We start from the raw sequence: 22,429 nt of genomic DNA, 5'->3' as shown, positions 1-22,429 counted from the left end.
CCCGGCCGTGTTCCTGGTGACGATGGTGCACGGCTTCTCGGGGCCCGAGATCCTGCCCGCCTACCGAGAGGCGCTGCGGCATCCGCGCACCGCGCACCTGGTGTCGATCTCGGACAGCGACCGCTCCCCCGAGCTCGACTACGCGGCGACGGTGCACCACGGGATCGACGTGGACGGCTTCCCCGCCGGATCCGGAGGAGAGGATCTTGTGATCCTCGGCCGGATCCATCCCGACAAGGGCACGGCGGAGGCGGTCCGGATCGCCGCCGCGGCCGGACGCCGACTCCTCCTCTGCGGCATCGTCCAGGACGAGCGCTACTGGCGCGAGGAGGTCGAGCCGCTCGTCGACGGGACGCGCGTCGTCTACCGCGGCTCGGTCGGGCCGGAGGAGCGCGCCCTCGTCCTCGGCGGGGCGCTCGCGCTCCTGCATCCGATCGGCTTCGACGAGCCGTTCGGCCTCTCCGTCGTCGAGGCGATGGCGTGCGGGACGCCGGTGATCGCGTACCGCCGCGGATCCATGGCCGAGATCATCGACGAGGGCGTCACCGGGTACGCGGTGGGCTCCCTGTCGGAGGCGGTCGCCGCGGTCGAGCGGGTCGGACTCCTCGACCGCGCAGCCGTGCGGGCGACCGCGCGCCGCCGCTTCGCCGTGGACCGGATGGTCGACGAGTACCTGGCGGTGTACGCGGGAGTGCTGGGGCGCTGACGCCGGCGTCACATCGGCATCGGATGCTCGCGTGACTCCCGGCCGTCTGCACCGAGTCGCCCGGGAGGGCTCGTTCTCGACGCGGAGAACGAGCCCTCCCGGGCGACTGAGCGATGCTGATAGGAAGAGGCCGTGCCTCGACCTCATCTCTTCGTCACCCGCGGAAGCCTCCTCCACTTCGCCTGCGACGCGTGGCTCCTGCCGACGGACCGCTTCCTCTCGTTCACCGACTTCTGGCGCGGGGTCCCGCAGCTGGAGGATCGCGCACGCGCCGTACTGACTCCGGAGTTCTCGGACGGCCGACAGGCGGCACTGCCGCTCGCGCCGCGCGACGGCGAGCCCACTCCAGTCCTCACCGCCGTCCCCGATCGCGCCGTGCACGACGCCGAGGACAGCGAAGGACTCGCCGACATCGCCCGCCGCCTCCGAACCTTCGTCGAGGTCGCCGCGCGGACGGCGACGAGAGATCGGCGCACGAGGCGGCCGCTGCCGCTCCTGGCCGTGCCGCTCTTCGCGACGGCGGGAGGCGGATCAGGGACGCTCCGCGACGCCGTGCTCGCCCAGCAGCTCCGCGTGCTGCGGGAGGCCGCCGAGGCGTTCCAGGTCGACATCGCGATCGTCACCCTCCGCGCCGCCGTCCACGCCTTCGCCCAGTCCAGGCGGCGACTCGATCCCGCGACGTCCTGGCCCGAGCTGGAGGCTCCGGCCCTCGAGGAGGCGCAGAGCCTCGCCGAGCGCGCCCGTCGCCGCCGGCTCGTGCCCTTCCTCGGCGCCGGGACCAGCGTCAGCGCCGGCGGCCCCTCCTGGGACGGACTGCTCGAGGAGCTCGGCCGCGAGATCGGACTCGACTCCGAGACGTCCGCGGTCCTCAGCGGGAAGAACGTGCTCGACCAGGCGTCCTACCTCGCGACGCTCTTCGACGAGGAGAAGCCCGGACGGTTCGCCGAGGCCGTCGCCCGTGAGATCGGCTCCCTCGAGCGGTACGGTCTCGCGCCGGCGCTCCTCACCGCGATCGACTCCGAGCAGGCCATCACGCTCAACTACGACCGCCTCTTCGAGACGGCGTCCGAGGACGCGGGCGTCCCCCGCGCCGTCATCCCCGGCGACCACGAGGGCGACCACGAGCGCTGGCTGCTGAAGCTCCACGGCACCGTCGACGACCCGTCCTCGATCGTCCTCACCCGCGACGACTACCTCGGCTTCGACTCCTCCCGCCGCGCCCTCTCCTCGATCGTGAAGGCCACCCTCGCGACCCGGCACCTGCTCTTCGTCGGCTTCGGCCTCACCGACGACCACTTCCACGAGATCGTCCACGACGTCCGCCGCGCGTTCCCCTCCTCCGCCTCGGGAACGCTCGCGACCGCGCTCACCCTCTTCGCCGATCCGCTCGACGAGCGCCTCTGGCAGGGGAGGCTGCGGCTCGTGCCGATGCTGCCGGTGCCCCGCGATCCGTCCCGCGTCGGCGAGGCCGCCCGCGCCCTCGAGATCTTCCTCGACGCCCTGGCCGCCTTCGCGACGGACGCCCACTCGTACCTCCTCGCGCGAGGGCACGAGAGCGCGATGACGGCCGCAGAGCTGCGGCTGCGGGAGCGGTTGACCGGGCTGCTCCGGGAGGCGACGGCGGAGGAACGGGCGACCGGGGCGTGGCAGGAGGTCGCGAGGATGAGTGTGCGGTTGGGTGGGGAAGGGCGCTAGCTCGGACAGCGCTCGTCGCTCGAGGGCCGAACGGCCGAGCCGGCGGTCGTCGGCGAGTCCTGCGCGAATGGACGAAGGACCAGCGGATCGACTGATCGCGGGCGAGAGGTCACCGACCTCCCGCCCGGCACCGCTCAGACGGCGTCGTGGAGCTCGACGTTGTCCTGATACTCGAAGTGCGTCTGGACACGATCCGAGACGTCGATGTTCTGCATCTTGCTGGACGCGGGGATGAAGCCCACCAGACCAGCTGCCGTCTCACCGGCCTGAGCCGTCCGGTAGACGAACTTGAGGATCGCGTCGTTGCGGGAGTAGTAGCCGTAGACCGCCTCGTCGACCGAGGCAGTCAACGAGTCCCAGTTGCTCTTCGCTCCGATCGCGGTGCCGAGGAGATGTGCGGCCTGGATCCGCGGCCCTCCGGGCTTCGTGCCCATGGACTGCGCGGCGACGACCATCGCCCTCGCTCCCAGACTGTGACCGATGAGCACGTACGACTCCGCGTTCGTGCGTGCAAGCAGATCACCGATGATCACGCCCGTCTTGTCGGCGCGATTCTTCGCGACGTGCCAGGGGTTCCTCGCGAGGTCCGAGGCGATCATCGCCGGCCCGGCGACGCCTCCGAGAAGCTTCGCCCCCGCCTTGTGCCCGAGCGCCGCCGCTCCTCTGAGCAGCCCCATGGCGACGCCCTTGCCTGCTGCGCCGACGGCGAGCTCCCCCAGATCCCGCAACTCCTTCGACCCCCATCGGACGCGGTAGACGGGCGAGTCCGGGTAGCGGGAGTCGACGATCGACTTCCACTTGCCCCACCGCTCTCCCTCACCGTCGGTGAGGAACCCGTTAGCGACGACCACGGGGACGCCGCCCGTTCCCGGACGGAGCAGCTCGATCTGGAACGACTTGTCCTCGCTCAGGTAGGCGTTCGCGACCGATGCCCCGAGGACACCTCCCACCGCCGCTCCGACGGCCGTCACGACCGCCGTGCCGCCGGCCATGCCGAGCCCGCCCGCTGCGAGGGTGCCGCCGCCGAGCAGCGCGAGTCCGTGTGAGCTCGCCGCTGCGCCGGTGAATCCGCCGAAGACGCCGAGCGAGCCGATCGCGCCGCCGATGGCGGGAGCGGCGAGGAGAGCGACCGGCGCCGCCATCGCGAGGACAGCGATGCCGCCCACGATGATCTTCGAGGTCGCGTCGAGGTCGGGCTTCTCGTACTCGAGGAAGGCCTCGTAGTCGTGCAGCTCGCCGAAGCTCCCCTGGGCCTTCTCGAAGCCCGGGATCTCGTGCTTGTGCTCGGCGCAGAACTGGGGGACGCGCAGAGCGCCGCGCTCGCGCACCGCCATGTTGCCGCAGCCCACAGCCACGCACGGGAGCGTCGCGGATCCGCAGCCCTGGCAGACGTAGACGGGAAGCTGCCCCGCGGGACGGTTCGACTTCCGGTGCTCGGTGTTGAAGAAGCACGACGAGCACCATCCGTGCTGGACGTCCAGCAGCGAGACGTCGTCTGCGACGTCCGCGATCCACTGCGCCGTCTTCGCGTACGTCTCGGCCACTTTCTGTGCGGTCCGCCGCTCCTGCTCCACCTGCTGGAGAGCTGCCTTCTGCTCGGCCGGATCCGAATGCGCGAGAGCCTCGGCATTGGACGTCATCCGGGCGCGGTACCAGGTCTTGGCGTACGCCCACATGTTGCTGCGCAGTGCAGGATTGCTCTCGAGAACGCCACCGCTCTCCGTCACCGGCTCGAGATCGGTAAACTCCCCCGCAAGGGAGAGAGTCGCCCCCTGATCCGAGACCACATCCACTCGGAGACGGGTTCCTTCGACGACATAGGCGTGCAGTGAGCCGGGCATGGGTTGATCGTGCCATACCGGTCGAGGTCCGGTTCGCTGCGGAAGGGCTGTCGCTTCCTTCTCGATCGGTCGCCGTCCCGTCGGATTCTCCGCGCTCATCGCGTCGGACTCTCCCCCATACCAAGACCGGAGCAGACGGACTCGAAGACGGTCAGTGACACCCCCTCTTCTCCCGGCGCGAAAAGGGAGCCGATGCGGTGAAAGTCGGTACCGTCCGACAGACTCACCGGAACGACGAAGGGGACGAAGTGCAGTTCACGATCAACGGCGCCACCTACGAACTCACACGGGAACAAGTCGAGAGCACCCTCGCCCGTACCGCGCCGGCCGAGGTGAGCACGTACTCCGTCGAGGTGAGCGGCAGCCGCTTCCCCGTGAAACAGGTGATCTCCGAGGTCACCGGTCTGCAGAGGAGCGAGTTCACCTCCGGCCAGGCACAGCGGGTCCTCACAGGGCTCGGATTCCTGGTGCTCAGCACTGCTCCGGGAGCTCGAGGGCGCATCTCCGGTTCCACGCGGTCCTTCGACGGCGTCGAGTGGGGGCTCGCCGCATCCGAGCACGGTTACGAGGAAGCGTCCTCGGGCAAGCTGCATCTCCCAGGATGTGCTCACGGCGTGACGACTCCGATCCGCATCTGGGCTCAGGACGAAGTGCTGAAGGCCTGGGGTGCTGCGCCGGATGTCGATCTCAGGACGCTGACGCGACCGGGATGGTGCTCGGACTGCGCGGCCATAAGAAGAACGACCGACCCCGGCGTTCCAGCGGAGCAACCGGAGACGTCCGGACGGACGGGCCGGGCGGAGCGCACGACGATCGCGCAGGCTCCCCGCGTCGTCCTCGACGGTGGTCTCCGACGCCAGGCCTCCGCGTTCGACGGCCGGACGGTGACCTGGACCGCTGATACTGCGGCGGCACTCCGGCGAGCGATCGAGACACCCGGGTCGACCGGCACTTTCCGTGAGCGGATCGCCGAGCAGATGACGGATCAGCCGAGGGCGGTCGTCCTGCTCGCCGCTGAGCTCTGCTTCCTGCAGCGCCTCCCCCTCATCAACATCCGGGCGAAGACGAAGCTCGCTCTTCTGCAGGAGATCCTCGACGTGCTGCCCGATCGCCCCCGGGTCCCTGATGTGATCGTCGACGCCCTCGACACTCGCGGCGTCTTCAACGGCGGTCAGGGGTTCAACCAGCAGATCGCACAGCATCTCCTCTGGTTGTGCGATTTCGTCCGGCAGTGGGACGCCCTCGCGTCCGATCATCGCGAAGCCGCGCTCGGCGATCCCTGGCTCTTCCGCGACCGCACGCTCGACGTACAGGGTGATGCTCCACCGATCCGGAGCTCTCTGCTCGCTCTGGCCTGGCCGAGCTGCTTCGAAGCAATCGTCTCCGTCGCGCAGAAGCACGCGATCCGCGACGCCTTCGCGGGAGCGCTCCCGACGGTGACGGACGACGTCGACCGCGATCTGCTCGCTCTGCGGGACAGCCTCGACCCGAGCGGCGAGCTCGACATCGCCTGGTACTCGCCACCGTGGGACGCGGAATGGTGGCTTGCGGCACCGCAGACCGAGCATCGCGGCTGGGCCGTACCCTCGGCCGCTCCCGGCGCGCCACTCGCCCTCCCAGGCCTCCACGTCACGCTCCCGCCGGATGGCGGTCGAAGCGGCATCCGCGACGAAGCGCTCCGTTCATGGAGAGACTGGCCGACGTCCGGGGCCGGTCCGCGACCGCCCATCACCGATCTCCTCACCGAGGTGGATTCGGCTGCGCAGTTCCTCGTGACGATGGCGGCCGGCGACCAGGTCTTCGTCGACGGCTCCGACGACGTGCACTGGGGCGTCATCGGAGAACTCGATTCCCGAGGACGACGCGGCGTCGACTGGCGAACGCCGGTCTCGAGGTCGGAGATACCGAACGCCGTCCTCGACGTCCTGTCCGGCAGCGCTCCGATCACCGACGTCGGCTTCCTGATATCGCCGCCGATCGCACCGACGCCCGCACCTCCGCTGTCCGGCCCCCTCCGCCTCCCCCGCAGCACGCCCGAACTCGCGGGTCGCCTGCATTACGACTCACTGTGGCTGAACGAGGTGCTGGGTCTCCTCGAGGAGCGTCGCCAAGCGATCTTCTTCGGGCCTCCCGGAACGGGCAAGACCTATCTCGCCCGTGCTCTCGCCGACTTCATCGCGCCGAAGGGCGCGGTCCGCATCGTCCAGTTCCACCCCTCCTACTCCTATGAGGACTTCTTCGAGGGGTTCCGGCCGACGGTCGATGAGAAGGGGTCCGCGAGTTTCCGACTCGCACCGGGGCCGGTACGTCTTCTCGCTGCTGCGGCGGCGGCGAACCCGACAGTGCCGCATGTGCTGATCATCGACGAGATCAACCGGGCGAACATCGCGAAGGTGTTCGGCGAGCTCTACCTGCTCCTCGAATACCGCGACGCCGGGGTCTCACTGCAGTACTCGCCGGAGGAGGACTTCCGTCTGCCCGAGAATCTCTTCGTCATCGGAACGATGAACACGGCAGACCGCTCGATCTCCCTGGTGGACGCGGCGATCAGGAGGCGGTTCTCGTTCGTCGAGCTGCACCCCGCAGAGGAGCCGGTACTCGGCCTGATCGAGCGATGGTCGAAGGCGCAGCACCATGAGATCAGCCGAAGTGCTCTGCTGAGGCAGCTCAACGAGCGGATCGGCGACCTCGACCGCGATTTCCAGATCGGCCCGTCCTACCTCATGGGCGCTTCTGCCCGCACGGACTCCGGATTGGCGAGGATCTGGGAGTACGACATCCTTCCGCTGCTCGACGAGCACTACTACGGACGCTTGTCTCGCGCGGAGGTCCGGGCGACGTTCGGTCTCAGCGCTCTCGAGCCCGGTGCTGTCGCGGATCCGGACGAAGCGGTCGACGACGCTCCGGCCGGATGACCCGCGTCGAGTTCGACGAGAACGGCGGCTGGACGGCGGTCTCGTTCGACCCTGAGGTCATCGGTCGCGTATGCAGCGCAGGGCTGCTCGAATCCCGCATGACAGCGTCAGGCGCCGAGGTGAAGCCTCAGCTCAACAGGATCGGGGCGATTCGGATCGATGGCGACGAGGTCGTCGTCCGTCCGAAGGCCGCCTTCTCCTCGGTGCTCTTCATGCTGGGGTACGCGGCGGACCCGGGCTTCCGACCGGAAGAGGTCTCCGGCGACGGCAGGGAGATCTTCCCCGCGGTCGCCGAGACGTACGCGCGCATCGCGGAACGTGCACTCGGGCACGGCCTCCTGCAGGGGTACCGACGGTACGACGAGAGCGCCATGACGGTGCGCGGGCGGGTCCGGTTCTCCGACCAGATGTCGCGCCGCGGCGGACGACTCCTCCCGATCGAGCTGACGGTCGACGACTACTCGGCCGACATCGTCGAGAACCGGATCCTGCGTGCGGCCGGCCGGCTGCTGCTCGCCGTGCCCCGCGTGTCGCCGGACGTCCGGCGGCGCCTGGCGCACCTCGACTCGAGACTGTCGGAGGCAGCCCTCCTGCGGCCAGGGACGATGACACCGTCGTGGCAGCCGTCGCGGCTGAACCAGCGCTATCAGCCCGCCCTGCGCTTCGCCGAACTCGTGCTCGCACGCATCACGCCCACCACGACGAACGGCGGCCACACCGTCGCCTCCTTCGTCGTCAATATGGCGGAGGCGTTCGAGGCATTCGTGACCACGACTCTGAGCAGCGCTCTCTCAGGGGTCTCGCGTGGCGTCAGTATCGGTCAGTTCCCCGCTCATCTCGATCTCGAACGACGCCAGCCGATCCGACCCGACTTCGTCCACGTCGCCGGCGGCCGACCAGTGGTCGTCATCGATGCCAAGTACAAACTCGGGCCACCGAGGGTCGAGGACCTCTACCAGATGCTGGCCTACTGCACAGTGCTCGGGCTGGCTGAAGGGACGCTCGTCTACGTCTCGAGCGCCGGAGACCCGAGTGATCGGACAGCGACGGTGAAAGGCTCCGGTGTCGTGGTTCGGACGGTGCGGATCGACGTCACGAGGCCGCCCGCCGAGATGCTCGCTCAGCTGGACGACATCGGTCGAGCGGCTGCCAGGCGGGCAGGGATCAATACTTCTTCCGGCCTCTGAACTCCGCGCCTCGTCGTAGGGCCGCCTGCTCCATCGGACGACTCAGCCGAGACGGCCCGCCGCCTCAATCCCGCCCCGCACCCCACTCCCCCAGCAGCTCCCGCTCCCGCTCCTCCCCCAGTCCGGCGCCGCGTCCCGGCACGTGCGCGGCCGCCGCGTCCCGCAGCGTCTCGGCGAGCTCGCGGCGCTCGAAGCCCGCGGCCTCCGCCCGTGCCGTCGAGCGTGCGTTCATGCCGCGCCAGTCCGGGTCCGCGATCCACAGCGGGAGCGAGCCGGCGCCCGCCCACTGGCCGACGCCACGCTCGAGCAGCCACTCCTGCGGCACGGCGACCGGCTCGGCCGACGATCCGCTCCGCGCCGCGGCGAGGTGCTCGCCGAACGGCACGGGGGTCCCGCAGACGTTCATCACGCCCGCCACCCGCGCCTCGGCGGACGCCACCAGCCATGCGGCGAGGTCCCGCACGTCGACCACGGACGTCGGCAGCTCGGGCGCATCCGGCACCAGCACGGGCCCGGACCGCGCGCTGAAGCGCCAGGGCCAGTAGGAGGAGCGGCTCGTCGGGTCGCCGGGGCCGACGATCAGGCCGGCGCGCGCGATCAGGGACGGCGCGGATCCGGCCAGCACGGCCTGCTCGCAGGCGGCCTTCGCAGCGCCGTACGAGGCGGGATCGTCGGAGGGAGTCAGCAGCTCGGCGTCCTCGTCCGCGCCGACGACCGCGTTCTCGGCGTAGACGCTCGTGGTCGAGACGAGGACGTAGGCGCTGCAGCGCAGGTCGCGGACGGATCGGCGGACGTGCTGCGGGGTCGAGGAGACGTCGATCACCGCGTCCCACGATGCCGCAGCCACGGCGTCGAGGGCGTCCTCGCGGTCGCGGTCGGCCCGGACGAGGGACACCCCCGCGGGCACGGCCGTCCCCCGCGCGAGGCAGGTCACGTCGTGGCCGCGCCGCAGCGCCTCCGCCGCGAGGTGCCCGCCGAGCCAGCCCGTTCCTCCGAGGATCAGCGTTCTCGTCCCCGCATGCTCGCACGGGCCGCCTCGCGCGAAGCCCGCTGAGGTGCCCGAATTGGTCCCGAGAACGTTGAAACAACTGCATTCTCGGGCGACTCGACACGGGCGACTCGACGCAGTGGGCGCCGAGCGAGCGACTCAGCGACAAAGGCCCCCTCCACGAGCCCCCGCACACCCGGCCACCCGAGCCCGCCCGCGTCCTCTGTCCGGAATCACGCGGGCGGCTCGGGCGCCCGAGCGGCTCACACGACGACGAAGGCGTCCAGGATCAGCGAGTTGCCCGTGGAGGCGGCGTTGCGCTTGCTGCCGCGGCGGATGGTGATGGTGTGCTCGCCGGCGCTGAGGGTGCTGCTGGTGAACACGGTGCGGGCCGAGCGGTTCGTGGCGCTGTAGCGGTCGACGGAGGCGACGAGCACGCCGTCGATCAGGACCTCGTTGATGCCGGAGGTCGGGGTGATCCGGCTCACCCAGCTGACCTTCGTGCCCCGGAAGCGGAGGGTCGCCGAGGCCGTGGAGGTGCTGGAGTACGAGATGCTGCCGCCGCTGTCGGCGGTGCTCGAGAGCGTCGCCCAGGTGCCGACCGTCGCGATGACGGCGGCTCCGTTCTGGTACGTCCCCGCCGCCGGCAGCGTCGAGGTCGGGGGGGGCGTGGACGTGGCCGTCGGGGTCTCGGTCGGAGTCGGCGTGTCGGTGGGGGTCGGCGTGTCCGTCGGCGTCGGCGTCGGCGTGCTGGTCGGAGACGCCGTCGCGGTGGGGGTGGGGGTCGACGTGGAGACGGTCCCCGCGGTCACGACGAAGGCGTCGAGGATCAGGGTGGACCCGGTGGACGCCGGGTTGCGCGTCGTCCCGCGGCGGATCGTGACCGTGTGGGTGCCGGCGGCGATCGGTCCGCTCGTCCACACCGTCTGACCCGAGCGGGTCGTGGGGCTGTAGCGGTCGACGGTGGCGACGAGGACGCCGTCGAGCAGCACCTCGTTGATGCCGGAGGTCGCCGTCATCCGGCTCACCCAGCTGACGCCCGTGCCCGAGAAGCGGAAGCTCGCGGACGCTCCGGCCGAGCTGGAGTAGCTGATGCTCCCGCCGCTGTCGGCGGAGGAGGAGATCGTGCTCCAGGTGCCCGCCGTCGTGATGAGCGGCGAGTAGTTCTGGTACGTGCCCTCGCCGGGGATCGACGAGGCGGGCTCGTCGGGCAGCGGAACGACCGGCTGCTCCGCGAGCCAGCGGTCGAACGTGTCGAGCATGTCCTTGTTCGTCAGGCTCGGCACGTTGTGGCCGTTCGGAGCGCCGTCGGTCGGCGTGTAGAGGACCACAGCCTCCTTCGCGACGGGCTTCGCGAGCGCGACCCAGGCCCCTCCGTGCACGGCGATCGGGACGAGGACGTCCTCCGTCGAGCCGGTCGTGCGGATCCGCGCCCCCGCCCACGAGGCCTGCGGCAGCAGCGCGGGGTCGGTCGCCGGGATCGTCGAGGGGTCGTTGTCGTAGTCCGGCAGGACGCGCCCCGGATCGCGGCGGGCCATGTCGGCCATGTCGTAGACGCCGGCCGCGTGGTACGCGCCGCGGATCTCGGGGACCAGCTTGTTGCCGTACGCCCAGCAGAGCAGCGCTCCGCCGCCGGAGTTCGAGCGGAGGAAGCTCGCGCCGATCCGCCACGTCTTCTGGAACCAGGCGACCGCGTCCACCTCCATGGCGACGGCCCGCTTGTTCGTGTAGATGCTGCCGCCGTAGTTGGGGCAGATCGAGATGACGCCCTTGTCGACGGCCTGGTCAGCGCTGTACTGGTAGGCGCCGGACAGGGCCGCGTAGGTGCTCCCGTTGGCGTGGTAGTACCAGTAGACGACCCGGCCGATCCGCTGCGAGGGGACCGCGGTGTGCGGGACGAAGAGCCGCGCGCGGTCGGTGCCGATCATCACGTCGATGATCTGGTACGGCTTCTTCCCCACGCGCGAGATCGCCGTGTCGCTGCGCCCGAGCTCGTTGGGCAGCGGCGGGATCACGCTGTAGTCGGGCGCCGCGGACGCGGTCATCGCGTAGGCGAAGGCGGATCCGACGCCGAGGGCGGCTCCGGTGAGGACGAGACGGCGGCTGTGGCGCGCAGGAGAGGACATGGGATCCCGACGTGGAGAGGGCTGCTCGGTCGGCGGAGCCTGACCGGAAGGTGTGAGGGGGGTGCTGCGGTCCGGATCGGACCACCGTGGAGGGGGCGCGGTGCGGTCCTTCGGGGGACCGTGCGGGCGGGCAGGCGCGAATGCATCCTCCCGCGTCCGCTGCGCGACCGCCAGACCCGCTTCAGGGACACCCGCGGCGGCGCTCCCACCTGGCGTGGAGCGGCGGAGGGATGCGAGAAGGTCCTGGTGAGAGCGCTATCTCGCGCCACTGCTCCGGAGATGCCCGCCACGGGAGCGGAACCGCATCGTGTCGGTGGCGGAACTCCGGGGTCCCGCGGGGCCGGCACGGATCCAGGCCGCCCTGAGCCCGGCGCGAGGGCCGTGCGCACGTCAACACTCTCGCGGGGGAGCCCCGGATAGGTCGCGTTTTCTGGACACCACCTGAGCGCTGGTTCAGCGCTTGCTCTCCCCCTTCTGCGTGCCCACCGGATCGGGGGCCCGTCGTCCGCCGCCCACGTCCCGTCTCAGGGGGACAGGGCGCCTCCGAGCTGCGACCTATCGTGATCCCGCTCCATCCGGAAGGCCCGGCGAGGCGCCCCGGGGGGAGGTCGATCCGTGTCGAACGCGCATGCCCGGCCGAGCCACGACCGCTCGATCGCCCTCGGCCTCGTGCTGCTCCTGCTCGCCGCCGTCCTCGTGGTCCTGCCCGCGTCGAGGGCCGCCGCGGCCACGGTCCTGCTCCAGGAGGGGTTCGGCGGCATCAGCGTCGCGGACTCGGCGTGGCAGGCGCTCGACGGCGCCTGCATCACGGCGGCGACCACTGCTCCGCCGACCGGCTCCTCGAATCTCGGCGTCTGCGCCAACCGGACTCAGGCCCCCGCCGCCGCGACGAGTCCGGGCTTCCTGCAGCTCACCGACGCCCGGAACAACGCCAAGGGCGGCGCGGTCTTCAACCGGCCGATCCCCGCGATGGGCGGCATCGACGTCCAGTTCGACCAGTACCAGTACAGCTCCGCCCTCGGCCCCCTCGGAGCAGACGGCATCGGCTTCTTCCTCACGGACGGCTCGAAGTCACTGACGGCGGCCGGAGCCCCTGGCGGCTCGCTCGGCTACGGTCAGTCCGCGACCGTCGAGGGTGTGAACGGCGGCTATCTCGGCATCGGCATCGACGCCTACGGGAACTTCTCGGCCAGACCTCCCACGCAGAGCACGACACCCAACGCCCCGCCCACCTACGGACTCGGATTCGGGTGCCCCTCCGGCTCATACCAGGGCCAGGCCGCGAATCAGATCGTCGCCCGAGGTGCAGGCCAGGGCCAGACCGGCTACTGCTTCCTGCAGGACGCGCAGCAGACGACGCTACCGTCCGTACGCACCCCGATCACCGTATCGTCGGGCAATCCGCCCGCGAGCTACGGCAGGACCGTGCGGATCACCGTGTCCGCCACGGCCTCCCCCGTCGTCACGGTCTACTGGGGCACCTCGGCGGGAATGGCCGCCTCCGCGCTGACGCAGCTGATGCAGTTCACGATGCCGACCGCAGCGCCCTCGACCTACAAGCTCGGCTTCACGGCGTCCACCGGTGGATCGAACGACACCCACCTCGTCCGCAACGTCTCCGTCTCGTCCATCAACACTCTCGACGACATCACTCTGGTCAAGCAGATCGACCGCACCACCACGCAGCCCGTCGCCTACGCCGAGGGATCCGTCATCCCTTACCAGTTCGTCGTCACGAACGGGTCCATCCGGGGCACGCTCACCGGCATCGTCGTCACGGACCCGAAGGCCGCGAGCCTCTCCTGTCCGCCGACGACCCTGCTCCCGCTCGCCTCCACCATCTGCACGGGATCCCATACGGTCACGGCCGCCGAAGCGGTGGCCGGCTCGTTCGTCAACACGGCGACCGCTGCAGCGACGAAGACGGAGACGATCTCGAACGTCGTGACGACGACCCCCGTCACGAGCAGGACCGCCACCGCCACCGCCCCCATCGCCACCCCGGCTCCCGCTCTGACCCTCACCAAGACCGCCCTGCTCACCGACACGAACGGCAACGCCCAGGCCGACCCGGGCGAGCAGATCCGCTACTCGTTCCTCGCCCTCAACTCCGGCAACGTCACGCTGCAGACGGTCGCCGTCGCCGACCCGAAGGTCACCGGCATCACGCCCGCCTCGACTCAGCTCGCACCCGGAGCGAGCGCGACCTTCACCTCGGCGCCGTACACGGTGCTGCAGACCGACATCGACAAGGGCACGGCCGTCACCAACACCGCCACGGTCAGCGGGCGCACGCTGGCAGCCTCGCCCGTGACGGTCACCGCGACCTCCACGGCCACCACGCCGATCCGCTACGCGCCCTCGATCTCGCTGACGAAGAACGGCACGATCCCGACCGGGGCCGCCGTGGGCTCGACCGTCTCCTACAGCTTCTCCGCCACCAACACCGGCAACACCGGGCTGAGCGCCGTCGCGGTCACCGACCCCAAGAGCGGGCTCTCCGCGCTCGCCTACTCCTGGCCGGGGACCGCCGGGCGCCTCGAGATCGGCCAGTCGGTCACCGCGACCGCGTCGTACACGCTCACGCAGGCCGACGTCGACGCGGGCCAGGTCCTCAACACCGCGACCGCGACCGGCACCCCTCCGACGGGCGCCGCCGTCACGGCCACCGCCTCGCGGACGGTGACGATCACCCGCACGAACGACCTCGCGCTCGCCAAGACCGCGAACCCCGCCTTCATCAGCGCCGCCGGCACCGTGGTGACCTACACCTTCCGCGCGACCAACACCGGCACCACCACCCTCACCCCGGTCGCGATCAGCCACCCCAAGAGCGGGCTCTCCGCTCTCACCTACTCCTGGCCGGGCACTTCCGGACGACTGCTGCCCGGCCAGGTCGTCACCGCGACCGCCGCCTACACGACCACAGCCGCCGACGTCACCGCCGGCACGATCGCCAACACCGCCACGGCGACGGCGACCGGCCCGACCGGCGGGGCGTTCACCCGCACGGCCTCGGTGAGCATCTCAGTGATCCCCGATCCGGCGGCCGACGCCGCGACGGTCGTGCAGGGCGGATCGGTCGTGATCGACGTGCTCGCGAACGACGGGCCCGCCGCGACCGGAGCGACCTTCTCGCGCGCGCAGCTCTCGGCGACCCCGAAGGCGATCGGAGGCGCGGCGACCCCAGCCCCCGCCACTCCCCTGCAGGGGTCCGTCTCCTGCGTCGCGAGCGGAGCGACCCGCGGCCAGTGCACCTACCGCCCGATCGCCGCCTTCGTCGGCACCGACGTCTTCGACTACTCCCTCTCGGGCCAGTACGGCACCTGGAACGTGCGGGTCACGGTCACCGTCACCGCGCTGAACCGCGCGCCGGTCGCCCGACCCGACCGCGTGGTCGCGACCACCGGCGGCCCCGCCGTCACCGTCGCTCCGCTCGCGAACGACACCGACGAGGACCCGGGCACGACCCTCGCCCTGGCCGGCACGAGCGTCCCGGCCGGGCTGCGCGGCACCTTCTCCTGCTCCGGATCCACGTGCACCTACACGCCCGCGACCGACGGCTGGACCGGGAGCGCGACGATCGCGTACACGGTCACGGACGGCGCGCTCACGGCGGGCGGCACGATCACGGTGTGGGTCGATCCCGCTCCCCTCGTCCGGCGCGGCTTCTCCGGCACCGGCAGCACGAGCGGAGCGGTCGGGCTCGGCGCCTGGACCAGCTCCTCCGTGGTCGCCACGCCTGTCGCGAGCTGCACGGCCGGTCGGCCGAGCACCCTCGTGAGCTGGTCGGCCGCCGCTGGAGCGACCGGCTGGACCCTCGAGCGCCGCCTCGCGGGGACGACGCCCGGCCCCTGGACCGTGATCGCGGCACCCGCCGCCTCCGCGACGAGCTTCACCGACGACCGGGTCGGTGAGGGCCGCAGCTACCAGTGGCGGGTCCGCCCGGACCTGCAGCGCTGGCTCGGAGTCGCGTCCGCCGCCTCGACCGCCGTCGCCCAGCCGGCCGTCACCACCGCCGGAGGCTGCTGATGCCTCCCCGCCGACACCCCTCTCGTCCTGCACGTGTCCTCGTGAGGGAGACCACGCCCGCACCGGGCACCACCCACCAGAAAGGAACGGTCGCCATGACCACCACAGCACCCACCCGTCGCAGCCCCTGGAAGAAGATCGCCCTCACCGGCGGCGTCCTCCTCGCCGCGGGAGCCCTCGCCGGCGCCGGCGCCTTCGCCGTGTTTACCGACTCCGGGAGCGCCAGCGTCACCGCGGACGCCGGACAGCTCGACATCAACCTCGACGGCACCTTCATCGTGACGGACATCGCGCCCGGAGACACCATCCAGCGCCCGGTGACGATCGTCCTGCCGAACGCCACCAACGACGGCGACCTCGTCTCGTCGGTGCGCTTCTCGCAGGCCGTCACCAACGACGTCGTGGGATCCGACACCACCGACCAGAACCGTGTCGGCCAGTCTCTCGTCTCCGGCCCGAACGGCCTCGACTACCGCCTGCTGACCTGCTCCACCGCCTGGACGACCGCCCCCACCACGACTCCGGCGGGCCCGTACTCCTGCAGCGGGACCACCACGGTCACCGGATCCGGCAAGCTGTCGTCCATCGGCGGCCAGGCCGGCGCGGTCGACTTCACCCCGGCGAACTTCGGCATCACCCCCACCACGACCGGGACCTTCCCCTCGGACGCCGGTGATGTGACGCTGAACACGCTGATCGAGCTCGTCCTGCCGACCGCGGCCGACAACGCGTACGAGAACGCCTCCGCCACGGTCACCTTCACCGCCGCCGCGATCCAGCGCGCCGGCATCCAGAAGTAGACCGTCCCCCACCGCCTCCGTCCTGCCCGGCCGCCACCGGCGCGGGGCGGAGGCATCCCCCTTTCCTCCCGGAGTCGTCCCCATGCCCCACGCCCGTGCGCTCGTCGCCGTCCTCGCGGCGGTGCTCCTCGCGCCCGCGGCGAGCGCCGAGCCCGTCGGCGTGCTCGACGTGCGCGAGCTCTCGGCGCCCGGATCCCTCACCGACCTCGCTCCGGGCGACCGCGCCGAGTGGGCGGTCGAGGTGACCAGCACCGGCCTGTCGCCGCAGGGGGTCTCCGTGGCCTTCGCGGTCGACGGAGGGACGCTGGCGCAGGACCCGCGCGACGGCCTCCAGCTGTCCGTCGAGCTCTGCGGCTCGGCATTCACCGTCGCCGAGGTCGTCGACGGGGGGCGCACGGTCGAGCGCTACCTCTGCCCCGACGACGCTGTGCCGCTCGGATCCGGGCCCGCGGCGACGCTCGGCCGGCTCGACGGTGTCCGTCCGCTCGAGCGCGGGGCCACCGTGGGCGTGCGCGTCCGCGTCCTGTTCCCGGAGTCGGCCGGCAACGGGACCGAGCTCGCGGCGGCGTCGCTGCGGGTGCTCGTGGGCACGACGGAGGAGGATCCCTCCGCGACGCCCGGCCCCGGCTCCTTCCCCGGAGCGGCGGGCGGCGGGCTGGCCGTCACCGGCCGCGACCTGGGCGCTGCGCTCCTGGGCGGGATGCTCGCCCTCGGCTCGGGCGCCCTGCTCGCCGCGGCGGCGCGCCGTCGTCACCGGAGGGAGCAGGCGTGAAGGCCCTCCGCGCTCTCCTCGGCGGCCTGGTCACGATCGTGGCCGTCGCCGGCATCGCCGTCTTCGTCCTCTCCGCGCTCGGTCTCGTGCGGCTCGTGCCGGTGCTGTCGAACTCGATGGCGCCCGGGATGCCCGTCGGCTCCCTCGCCGTCACCCTGCCCGTCGACCAGGCCGCGATCCGCGCCGGTGACGTGATCGTCTTCACCGACCCGGACGATCCGGGCCGCCGCGTCATCCACCGCGTCACCCTCGTCTACTCCGAGGAGGAGGCGGCGGCACTCCGCGGCCGCGAGCCCGGCCAGCTGGCGCTCACCACCAAGGGCGACAACAACGAGTCGGCCGACCCGTGGATCGTGACGATCGCGGACGAGCGGATCTGGCGCGAGAGCTCGGTGGTGCCGCTGCTGGGCTGGCCGAGCATCGGCCTCGCCCACCCGGAGGCGCGGTTCGCGCTCTTCGCCGCGGGCGGCGCGGTCATCGTGGGCGCGCTCCTGATCGCCATCTGGCGCCACCCCGCGGAGGTTGCCCCGTGAGCGGCGCGCACCGCTCGTCGGACGGCACGCCGCCCCCGGAGCCCCTGCGTCCGCCCGCTGAGCACGGACGGCACAGCGCCCGGCCGTCCTCCCGCGACCGCGGAGCCCCGCGCCACTCCCCCGAGGTCCGCCGCCGCGTGGTCTCCCGCGCCGGCCTGGCGGGACTCGTCGCCGGCGCGCTCGTCCTCGGCGCCGCCGCCACCGCCACCGCCGTGCTCCTGGACCGGGGCTCCGTGAGCGCACGGATCGCCTCCGGCACCGTCATCGCGACGTTCACCGGCACCGGAGCGACGACCGTGCCGGTCCCCGTCGCGGGACTCGTCCCCGGCGGCACGGCCCGGCGCCTCCTCGACCTGACGAACGCCGGGACCCTGCCGATGTCGGCCCTCCAGCTGCAGACGGCCACCGGCACCGACCTCTCGGACGGCCTGCAGCTCGCGATCGAGCGCTGCTCGCTGTCCTGGTCGGCCGATGCCGCGACCTGCCCCGGCACCGTCACCACCGTGTCGGCCGACCGCCCCGCCGCCTCCCGCCTCGACCTGCCCGGCTCCCCAGCTCTGGCCGTCGGAGCGACCGACCACCTCCGCCTGACCGTGCGCCTGTCGGAGTCCGCGCCGTCCGCCGCGCAGAGCACCTCGGCGACCCTCACCGTCACCTTCTTCGGCGTGCAGCGTCCGGGCCGCCAGCTGTAGGCGCGGCGGGCCCACGCCTCGGCGGCACCACCGCCGCGCCGCCCCCTTCCGCGCTGAGGTGCCCGGGACGGCCGTCGACACGCCGGAGAGGGCGACCGTCTCGGGCGACTCAGCGGGGCCGCGGGTACCTCGGTGATGCCTCGCTACTCGCGCAGGGCCGCCACGGCGTCGTGGAAGCTCGGCACGTCGGAGAGCACGCCCTCGGGGCCCAGCACCGTCCAGGTCGTGCCCGTGCGGATCAGGACGCCCAGCTCCTCGGCGGGCCGGCGGCGGGTGCGGCGCAGCTCGAGCACGAAGACTCCGGGACGCGCCTCTCTGATCTCGGGCGTGCGCCGGTCGGGCAGCATCACGAGTCCTCCCCGAGGGTCAGCGGTAGACGCTCCACTCCTTCTTCACGATCCGGCGCTCCTCGCCGTCGACCGCGACGATCCACTCGCCGTCCTTCTTGGCCACGACCCGCCCGCGCAGGTACTGCGGCTCCCAGCCGTCGGCCTTGTTGACCCACTTCACGAACCGCGCGAACCGCCCCGGTGCCACGTCGTCTCTGGACATCTCTCGACTCCCCTTCGCCGTCACCGGCACGTCCATCGACCTCCGTCAGGAGTTCACCTCGCCCAGCGCGAGGAGGACCTCTCCTGTGAGGTCTCGAAGCCGGTTCACCGACGGTAGAACGCGCTGCCAGAAGTGGACGAGGCCGTTGACTGATCGACGATCGTCTGGCAGTGGGGTCAGGATGCGGCAGCGGAATCAGGAGTCGAACAGCACGTGCGGCCGTCCGGCGTCGACGATCACGCGGGCGCGCACCCCGTAGACGTCCGCGATCAGCGCCGGAGTGAGCACCTCCTCCGGGGTGCCGCCCGCGACCACGCGCCCCTCGCGCAGCACCAGCAGCGCGTCGCAGAACAGGGCCGCGAGGTTGAGGTCGTGCAGCGCGACGACCGTGGTCACCGGCAGCGCCCGCACCAGGGCTAGCAGCTCCAGCTGATGGCGGATGTCGAGGTGGTTGGTCGGCTCGTCCAGCAGCAGCTCGCGCGGCTCCTGCGCCAGCGCCCGGGCGATGTGCGCGCGCTGCCGCTCGCCGCCCGAGAGGGTGTGCCAGAGGTGGTCGGCCTTCGCCTCGAGATCCACCTGCTCGAGGGCGCGCTCGATCGCGCGCAGGTCCTCGGCCGAGTCTCCGCCCAGAAGGGAGCGGTGCGGTGTCCGCCCCAGCCGGACGACGTCGCGGACGGGGAGGTCCCCCTCCGTCTCGGCCTGCTGCGTCACCGTGGCCCCGGCCCGGGCGACCTCGCGGCGGCGGAGCGAGCGGAGCGGCGCGCCGTCGAGGGTGACGACGCCGGCGTCCGGAGCCGCGGTGCCCTGCAGCAGCCGCAGCAGTGACGACTTGCCCGAGCCGTTGGGCCCGAGCAGTCCGACGGTCGAGCCGGGATGGGGGAGGAGCGAGACCCCGTCCACCACCAGGCGGCCGCCCCGGCGCCACGAGACCCGGTCGGCCTCGAGCGTCACGAGCGGCCCCTCCGCCGCAGGAGCAGCAGCATGAACACCGGCACGCCGACGAGTGCCGTGCCGACCCCCACCGGCAGCGGAGTCGGCGCGAACGCCACCCGCGATCCGGCGTCGACCCACACCAGGAACACCGCGCCGAGCAGGATCGTCGCGGGGATCACCCGCGAGTGCCGCTGGCCGAACACGAGTCGCGCGGCGTGCGGCAGCACCAGCCCCACGAAGCCGATCGCGCCGGCGATGCTCACCAGGGTCGCCGTCAGCAGGGCCGTCACCACCAGCAGGAGGAGGCGGGTGCGGCCCACGTGCACGCCGAGCGACGCGGCCACGTCCTCCCCGAAGGCGAACGCGTCGAGCGTGCGCGCCGCGGCGAGGCAGACCACGGAGCCGAGCAGCACGACTCCTCCGCTCAGCGCCACGTCGTCCCAGCGCATGCCCTCGAGGGAGCCGAGCAGCCAGAACATCACGCCGCGCGTCTCGTCCGAGTCGGCGAGAGCGAACACGATCAGCGAGGTCAGCGCCGAGAACAGCTGGGTGCTCGCCACCCCCGCCAGGATCACGCCCGAGGTGCCGCCCGCCGAGAACCGCGTGAGCAGCAGCACGAAGCCGAAGGCGACCAGCGCGCCGACGAAGGCGCCTCCGGAGAGCCCGACCACTCCTCCGCCGACCCCGAGCACGCCGACGAGCACCGCGCCCGTGGACGCTCCGGAGGAGACGCCCAGCACGAACGGGTCGGCGAGCGGATTGCGCAGCAGCGACTGCAGGATCACTCCGCACACGCCGAGCCCCGCCCCGCAGGCCGCGGCCACGAGTGCGCGCGGGAGGCGCTCCTGCCAGACGATCGCGTCCTCGGCCGCACGCACCGGGACGGAGGCGAGCCCGAGGTGGTTGAGGAGGATGTCGCGGACGTTCACGAGCGAGACGTCGGCCGGGCCGAGCGTCACCGCGACGCCGACCGAGAGCGCCAGCGCTAGCAGCCCGCCGACGACCAGCGCGGCGGCGGCCAGACCCCGCGGCACCCGGCGGACGAGGACCGTGCTCGTGCCCGTGTGCGTGCTCAGAGCGAGGCCCCGTTCTCGTCCCACCAGGCGCGGATCTTCTCGAGCCCGTCGACGAAGCGGATCGACGGGTTCAACTCGGCGCCGTGGAGCGCGATGAAGCGGCCGTCCTGCACCGCGGGCAGGCTGCTGGTCAGCGGGTCGGAGCGGAGGAACGCGGTCTTGTCGTCGAGGCGGTCGCCGGGGAAGCGGTCGCGCTGCAGGTCGCCGAGGACCAGGACGTCCGGGTCGGCCGCGACGACGCTCTCCCAGCCGACGGCGGGCCAGTCCTCCGTGCGGTCGGCGAAGACGTTGGTCATGCCGGTCGTGGTGCCGAGCATCGAGGCGAAGTTGTAGCCGCCGGCCATGTAGGGCGTCTTGGTGTCGGCGAACCAGAAGGCGACGCTCCGGCCGCCGAGGTCGACCCCCTCGGTGGCGGCGGCGGCGCGCTCCTGCAGCTGCGCGACCAGGGCGTCGCCGCGCTGCTGCACGTCGAAGACCTCGGCCAGCTCGTGGATCTCCTGGTAGAGGACGTCGACGGTCAGCGGGACGGTGCGCGTGCCGCTCCCGCCGTTGACGCTCGCTCCGTTGTCGCAGTCGGAGGGGGCGAGGTAGGAGCCGATCCCCGTCTCGGCGAGGCGGTCGCGCGAGGCGACGCCCTCGGGCGCGTAGTGCCGGCCGAAGGAGGCGGTGACGAAGTCGGGGTCGGCGCCGAGCAGCACCTCGTAGGTGGGCGCGTTGTCGGCCAGGCGCGGCACGCTCTCGTTCGCGGAGGCGAGGGTCGCGAGCACGGGGTCGGTCCAGGAGGCGGTGCCGACCATCCGGTCCTCGAGGCCGAGGGACAGCAGGATCTCGGTCGAGTTCTGGTCGAGGGAGACGACCCGCTGCGGAGGGGCGGTGACGGTAGTCGTGGTGCCGCAGTTGTCCAGCATGAGCGGGTACGAAGTCGTGCCCTCCCCCGCGGCGGCCGTGCTCTCGGGCTCGATCTGCTCGGAGGCGCCGCAGCCGGTGAGGGCGAGCAGGGTCAGGGCGGCGAGGGCGAGGGCGGCGGGGCGCCGTCGGTGCGTGGACATGGATCTCCCGTGGTTCGTGGGCGTCGGTCGTCGGCCCGGTTCATGGGCCCGGTTCATGGGCCCGGTTCGCCGGCAGGGCTCGGCGGCCCGGTCCGTCGGCGGGCGGCACCCGCGTCTCGGCGTGGAGCCCAGGTAAGCATAGCCTTACCTCATCTGGCCCCGTCCATTCGCGCCAGTCGATCCGCGCCACCGAGCCCTCGGCGCCCTCGGCCCGGCCCGCCGGCGACTCCGCAGAAGTCGCCGTGGTCGCGCGCGCGGACGGCGACCTCCGAGTTCTCATGTCACCCAGAAGGCCCGGAACAGCCGAGTAAGCGGACACCTGTCGCGCACCTCGCCTCCGCAGCCCCCAACCAGGTGGACAGCACCCCGGACACGGTTCCCCTGGGGGCGGGAGAGCGCGATCCTGAACACCGACGATCGACGGCTCCCGCCCCACCGCCCGCCGACCGTCACGGAAGGAACCCGTTGCCCCGCCGTCCGCGCGCGCGACCACGGCGACTTCTGCGGAGTCGCCGGCGGGCCGGGCCGAGGG

Annotated in this window: 17 protein-coding genes; 9 read left to right on the top strand and 8 right to left on the bottom strand. The window is 71.9% G+C overall.

The genetic code is table 11. The features are described 5' to 3' along the window. Positions 1–7 precede the first annotated feature (7 nt). Together C5D04_RS05125 and C5D04_RS05120 are read left to right on the top strand one after the other, a co-directional pair. Entirely contained in the window at positions 8–706 is a 699-nt protein-coding gene (locus tag C5D04_RS05125) for a glycosyltransferase (protein ID WP_258068835.1), read from the top strand. A gap of 132 nt (positions 707–838) precedes the next feature. After that, positions 839–2,401: an SIR2 family protein gene (locus C5D04_RS05120; protein WP_104347339.1), complete on the top strand. Its 1,563-nt coding sequence runs from the start codon at positions 839–841 to the stop codon at positions 2,399–2,401. Positions 2,402–2,535: 134 nt separating this feature from the next. Here C5D04_RS05120 and C5D04_RS05115 read toward each other — a convergent pair whose 3' ends face one another. Next, positions 2,536–4,128 carry a DUF726 domain-containing protein gene (locus C5D04_RS05115; RefSeq protein ID WP_219812384.1) on the bottom strand — a complete coding sequence of 531 codons (1,593 nt, stop codon included), beginning with the start codon at positions 4,126–4,128 and terminating at the stop codon, positions 2,536–2,538. A gap of 362 nt (positions 4,129–4,490) precedes the next feature. Here C5D04_RS05115 and C5D04_RS05110 point away from each other — a divergent pair, with 362 nt between their 5' ends. Then, positions 4,491–7,157 (top strand): AAA family ATPase, encoded by a 2,667-nt coding sequence (locus C5D04_RS05110; protein ID WP_104347338.1) that lies wholly within the window; start codon positions 4,491–4,493, stop codon positions 7,155–7,157. After that, the gene (locus C5D04_RS05105; RefSeq protein WP_104234076.1) at positions 7,154–8,344 is read left to right on the top strand and encodes an McrC family protein; all 1,191 of its coding nucleotides are present in this window, start codon (positions 7,154–7,156) and stop codon (positions 8,342–8,344) included. The genes C5D04_RS05110 and C5D04_RS05105 overlap by 4 nt, the downstream gene beginning before the upstream one ends. Before the next feature lie 64 nt (positions 8,345–8,408). Here the strand turns inward: C5D04_RS05105 and C5D04_RS05100 are convergent, their stop codons facing one another. Together C5D04_RS05100 and C5D04_RS05095 are read right to left on the bottom strand one after the other, a co-directional pair. After that, positions 8,409–9,344: an NAD-dependent epimerase/dehydratase family protein gene (locus tag C5D04_RS05100; RefSeq protein ID WP_258068840.1), complete on the bottom strand. Its 936-nt coding sequence runs from the start codon at positions 9,342–9,344 to the stop codon at positions 8,409–8,411. A 251-nt stretch (positions 9,345–9,595) separates the two neighbouring features. Next, positions 9,596–11,458, bottom strand: a complete 1,863-nt coding sequence (locus C5D04_RS05095) for a hypothetical protein (protein WP_104347336.1) — start codon at positions 11,456–11,458, stop codon at positions 9,596–9,598. A gap of 615 nt (positions 11,459–12,073) precedes the next feature. Here C5D04_RS05095 and C5D04_RS05090 point away from each other — a divergent pair. The 5 genes from C5D04_RS05090 (at position 12,074) to C5D04_RS05070 (ending at position 18,287) form a co-directional block, all read left to right on the top strand. Beyond that, positions 12,074–15,490, top strand: coding sequence for an Ig-like domain-containing protein (locus C5D04_RS05090; protein WP_104347335.1), 3,417 nt, complete (start codon positions 12,074–12,076; stop codon positions 15,488–15,490). Between the two features lie 95 nt (positions 15,491–15,585). Continuing rightward, on the top strand, positions 15,586–16,290 hold the full coding sequence (locus tag C5D04_RS05085; protein ID WP_104234080.1) for a TasA family protein: 705 nt from the start codon (positions 15,586–15,588) through the stop codon (positions 16,288–16,290). A gap of 82 nt (positions 16,291–16,372) precedes the next feature. Then, on the top strand, positions 16,373–17,062 hold the full coding sequence (locus C5D04_RS05080; protein ID WP_104234081.1) for a hypothetical protein: 690 nt from the start codon (positions 16,373–16,375) through the stop codon (positions 17,060–17,062). Continuing rightward, entirely contained in the window at positions 17,059–17,595 is a 537-nt protein-coding gene (locus C5D04_RS05075; RefSeq protein ID WP_104234082.1) for a signal peptidase I, read from the top strand. The genes C5D04_RS05080 and C5D04_RS05075 overlap by 4 nt, the downstream gene beginning before the upstream one ends. Further along, complete coding sequence (locus tag C5D04_RS05070) at positions 17,592–18,287, top strand: peptidase (RefSeq protein WP_104347334.1); 696 nt, start codon at positions 17,592–17,594, stop codon at positions 18,285–18,287. Before C5D04_RS05075 ends, C5D04_RS05070 begins: the two co-directional genes overlap by 4 nt. A gap of 143 nt (positions 18,288–18,430) precedes the next feature. Here the strand turns inward: C5D04_RS05070 and C5D04_RS05065 are convergent, their stop codons facing one another. The 5 genes from C5D04_RS05065 to C5D04_RS05045 all read right to left on the bottom strand — a co-directional run bounded on the left by C5D04_RS05065 (position 18,431) and on the right by C5D04_RS05045 (position 21,897). Beyond that, entirely contained in the window at positions 18,431–18,634 is a 204-nt protein-coding gene (locus tag C5D04_RS05065) for a hypothetical protein (RefSeq protein ID WP_104234084.1), read from the bottom strand. 19 nt (positions 18,635–18,653) lie between these two features. Further along, a complete protein-coding gene (locus tag C5D04_RS05060; RefSeq protein ID WP_104223398.1) occupies positions 18,654–18,839 on the bottom strand; it encodes a hypothetical protein in 186 nt (61 codons plus the stop codon). Positions 18,840–19,034: 195 nt separating this feature from the next. Beyond that, a complete protein-coding gene (locus tag C5D04_RS05055; RefSeq protein WP_104347333.1) occupies positions 19,035–19,790 on the bottom strand; it encodes an ABC transporter ATP-binding protein in 756 nt (251 codons plus the stop codon). Further along, complete coding sequence (locus C5D04_RS05050; RefSeq protein WP_104234086.1) at positions 19,787–20,872, bottom strand: iron ABC transporter permease; 1,086 nt, start codon at positions 20,870–20,872, stop codon at positions 19,787–19,789. Before C5D04_RS05050 ends, C5D04_RS05055 begins: the two co-directional genes overlap by 4 nt. After that, positions 20,845–21,897: an ABC transporter substrate-binding protein gene (locus C5D04_RS05045; RefSeq protein ID WP_104234087.1), complete on the bottom strand. Its 1,053-nt coding sequence runs from the start codon at positions 21,895–21,897 to the stop codon at positions 20,845–20,847. The genes C5D04_RS05050 and C5D04_RS05045 overlap by 28 nt, the downstream gene beginning before the upstream one ends. Positions 21,898–22,429: the final 532 nt, after the last annotated feature.

This window comes from Rathayibacter sp. AY1D2 (assembly GCF_002932695.1).
Lineage (GTDB): Bacteria > Actinomycetota > Actinomycetes > Actinomycetales > Microbacteriaceae > Rathayibacter.
Note: the sequence above shows the minus strand (reverse complement) of the source record. Positions and strands in the feature narration are given on the sequence as shown.

Coding starts and splice junctions, on each gene's coding strand:
- C5D04_RS05105 (WP_104234076.1), top strand. CDS start 7,154: ATGACCCGCGTCGAGTTCGACGAGAACGGCGGCTGGACGGCGGTCTCG.
- C5D04_RS05095 (WP_104347336.1), bottom strand. CDS start 11,458: ATGTCCTCTCCTGCGCGCCACAGCCGCCGTCTCGTCCTCACCGGAGCC.
- C5D04_RS05085 (WP_104234080.1), top strand. CDS start 15,586: ATGACCACCACAGCACCCACCCGTCGCAGCCCCTGGAAGAAGATCGCC.
- C5D04_RS05080 (WP_104234081.1), top strand. CDS start 16,373: ATGCCCCACGCCCGTGCGCTCGTCGCCGTCCTCGCGGCGGTGCTCCTC.
- C5D04_RS05065 (WP_104234084.1), bottom strand. CDS start 18,634: ATGCTGCCCGACCGGCGCACGCCCGAGATCAGAGAGGCGCGTCCCGGA.
- C5D04_RS05060 (WP_104223398.1), bottom strand. CDS start 18,839: ATGTCCAGAGACGACGTGGCACCGGGGCGGTTCGCGCGGTTCGTGAAG.
- C5D04_RS05045 (WP_104234087.1), bottom strand. CDS start 21,897: ATGTCCACGCACCGACGGCGCCCCGCCGCCCTCGCCCTCGCCGCCCTG.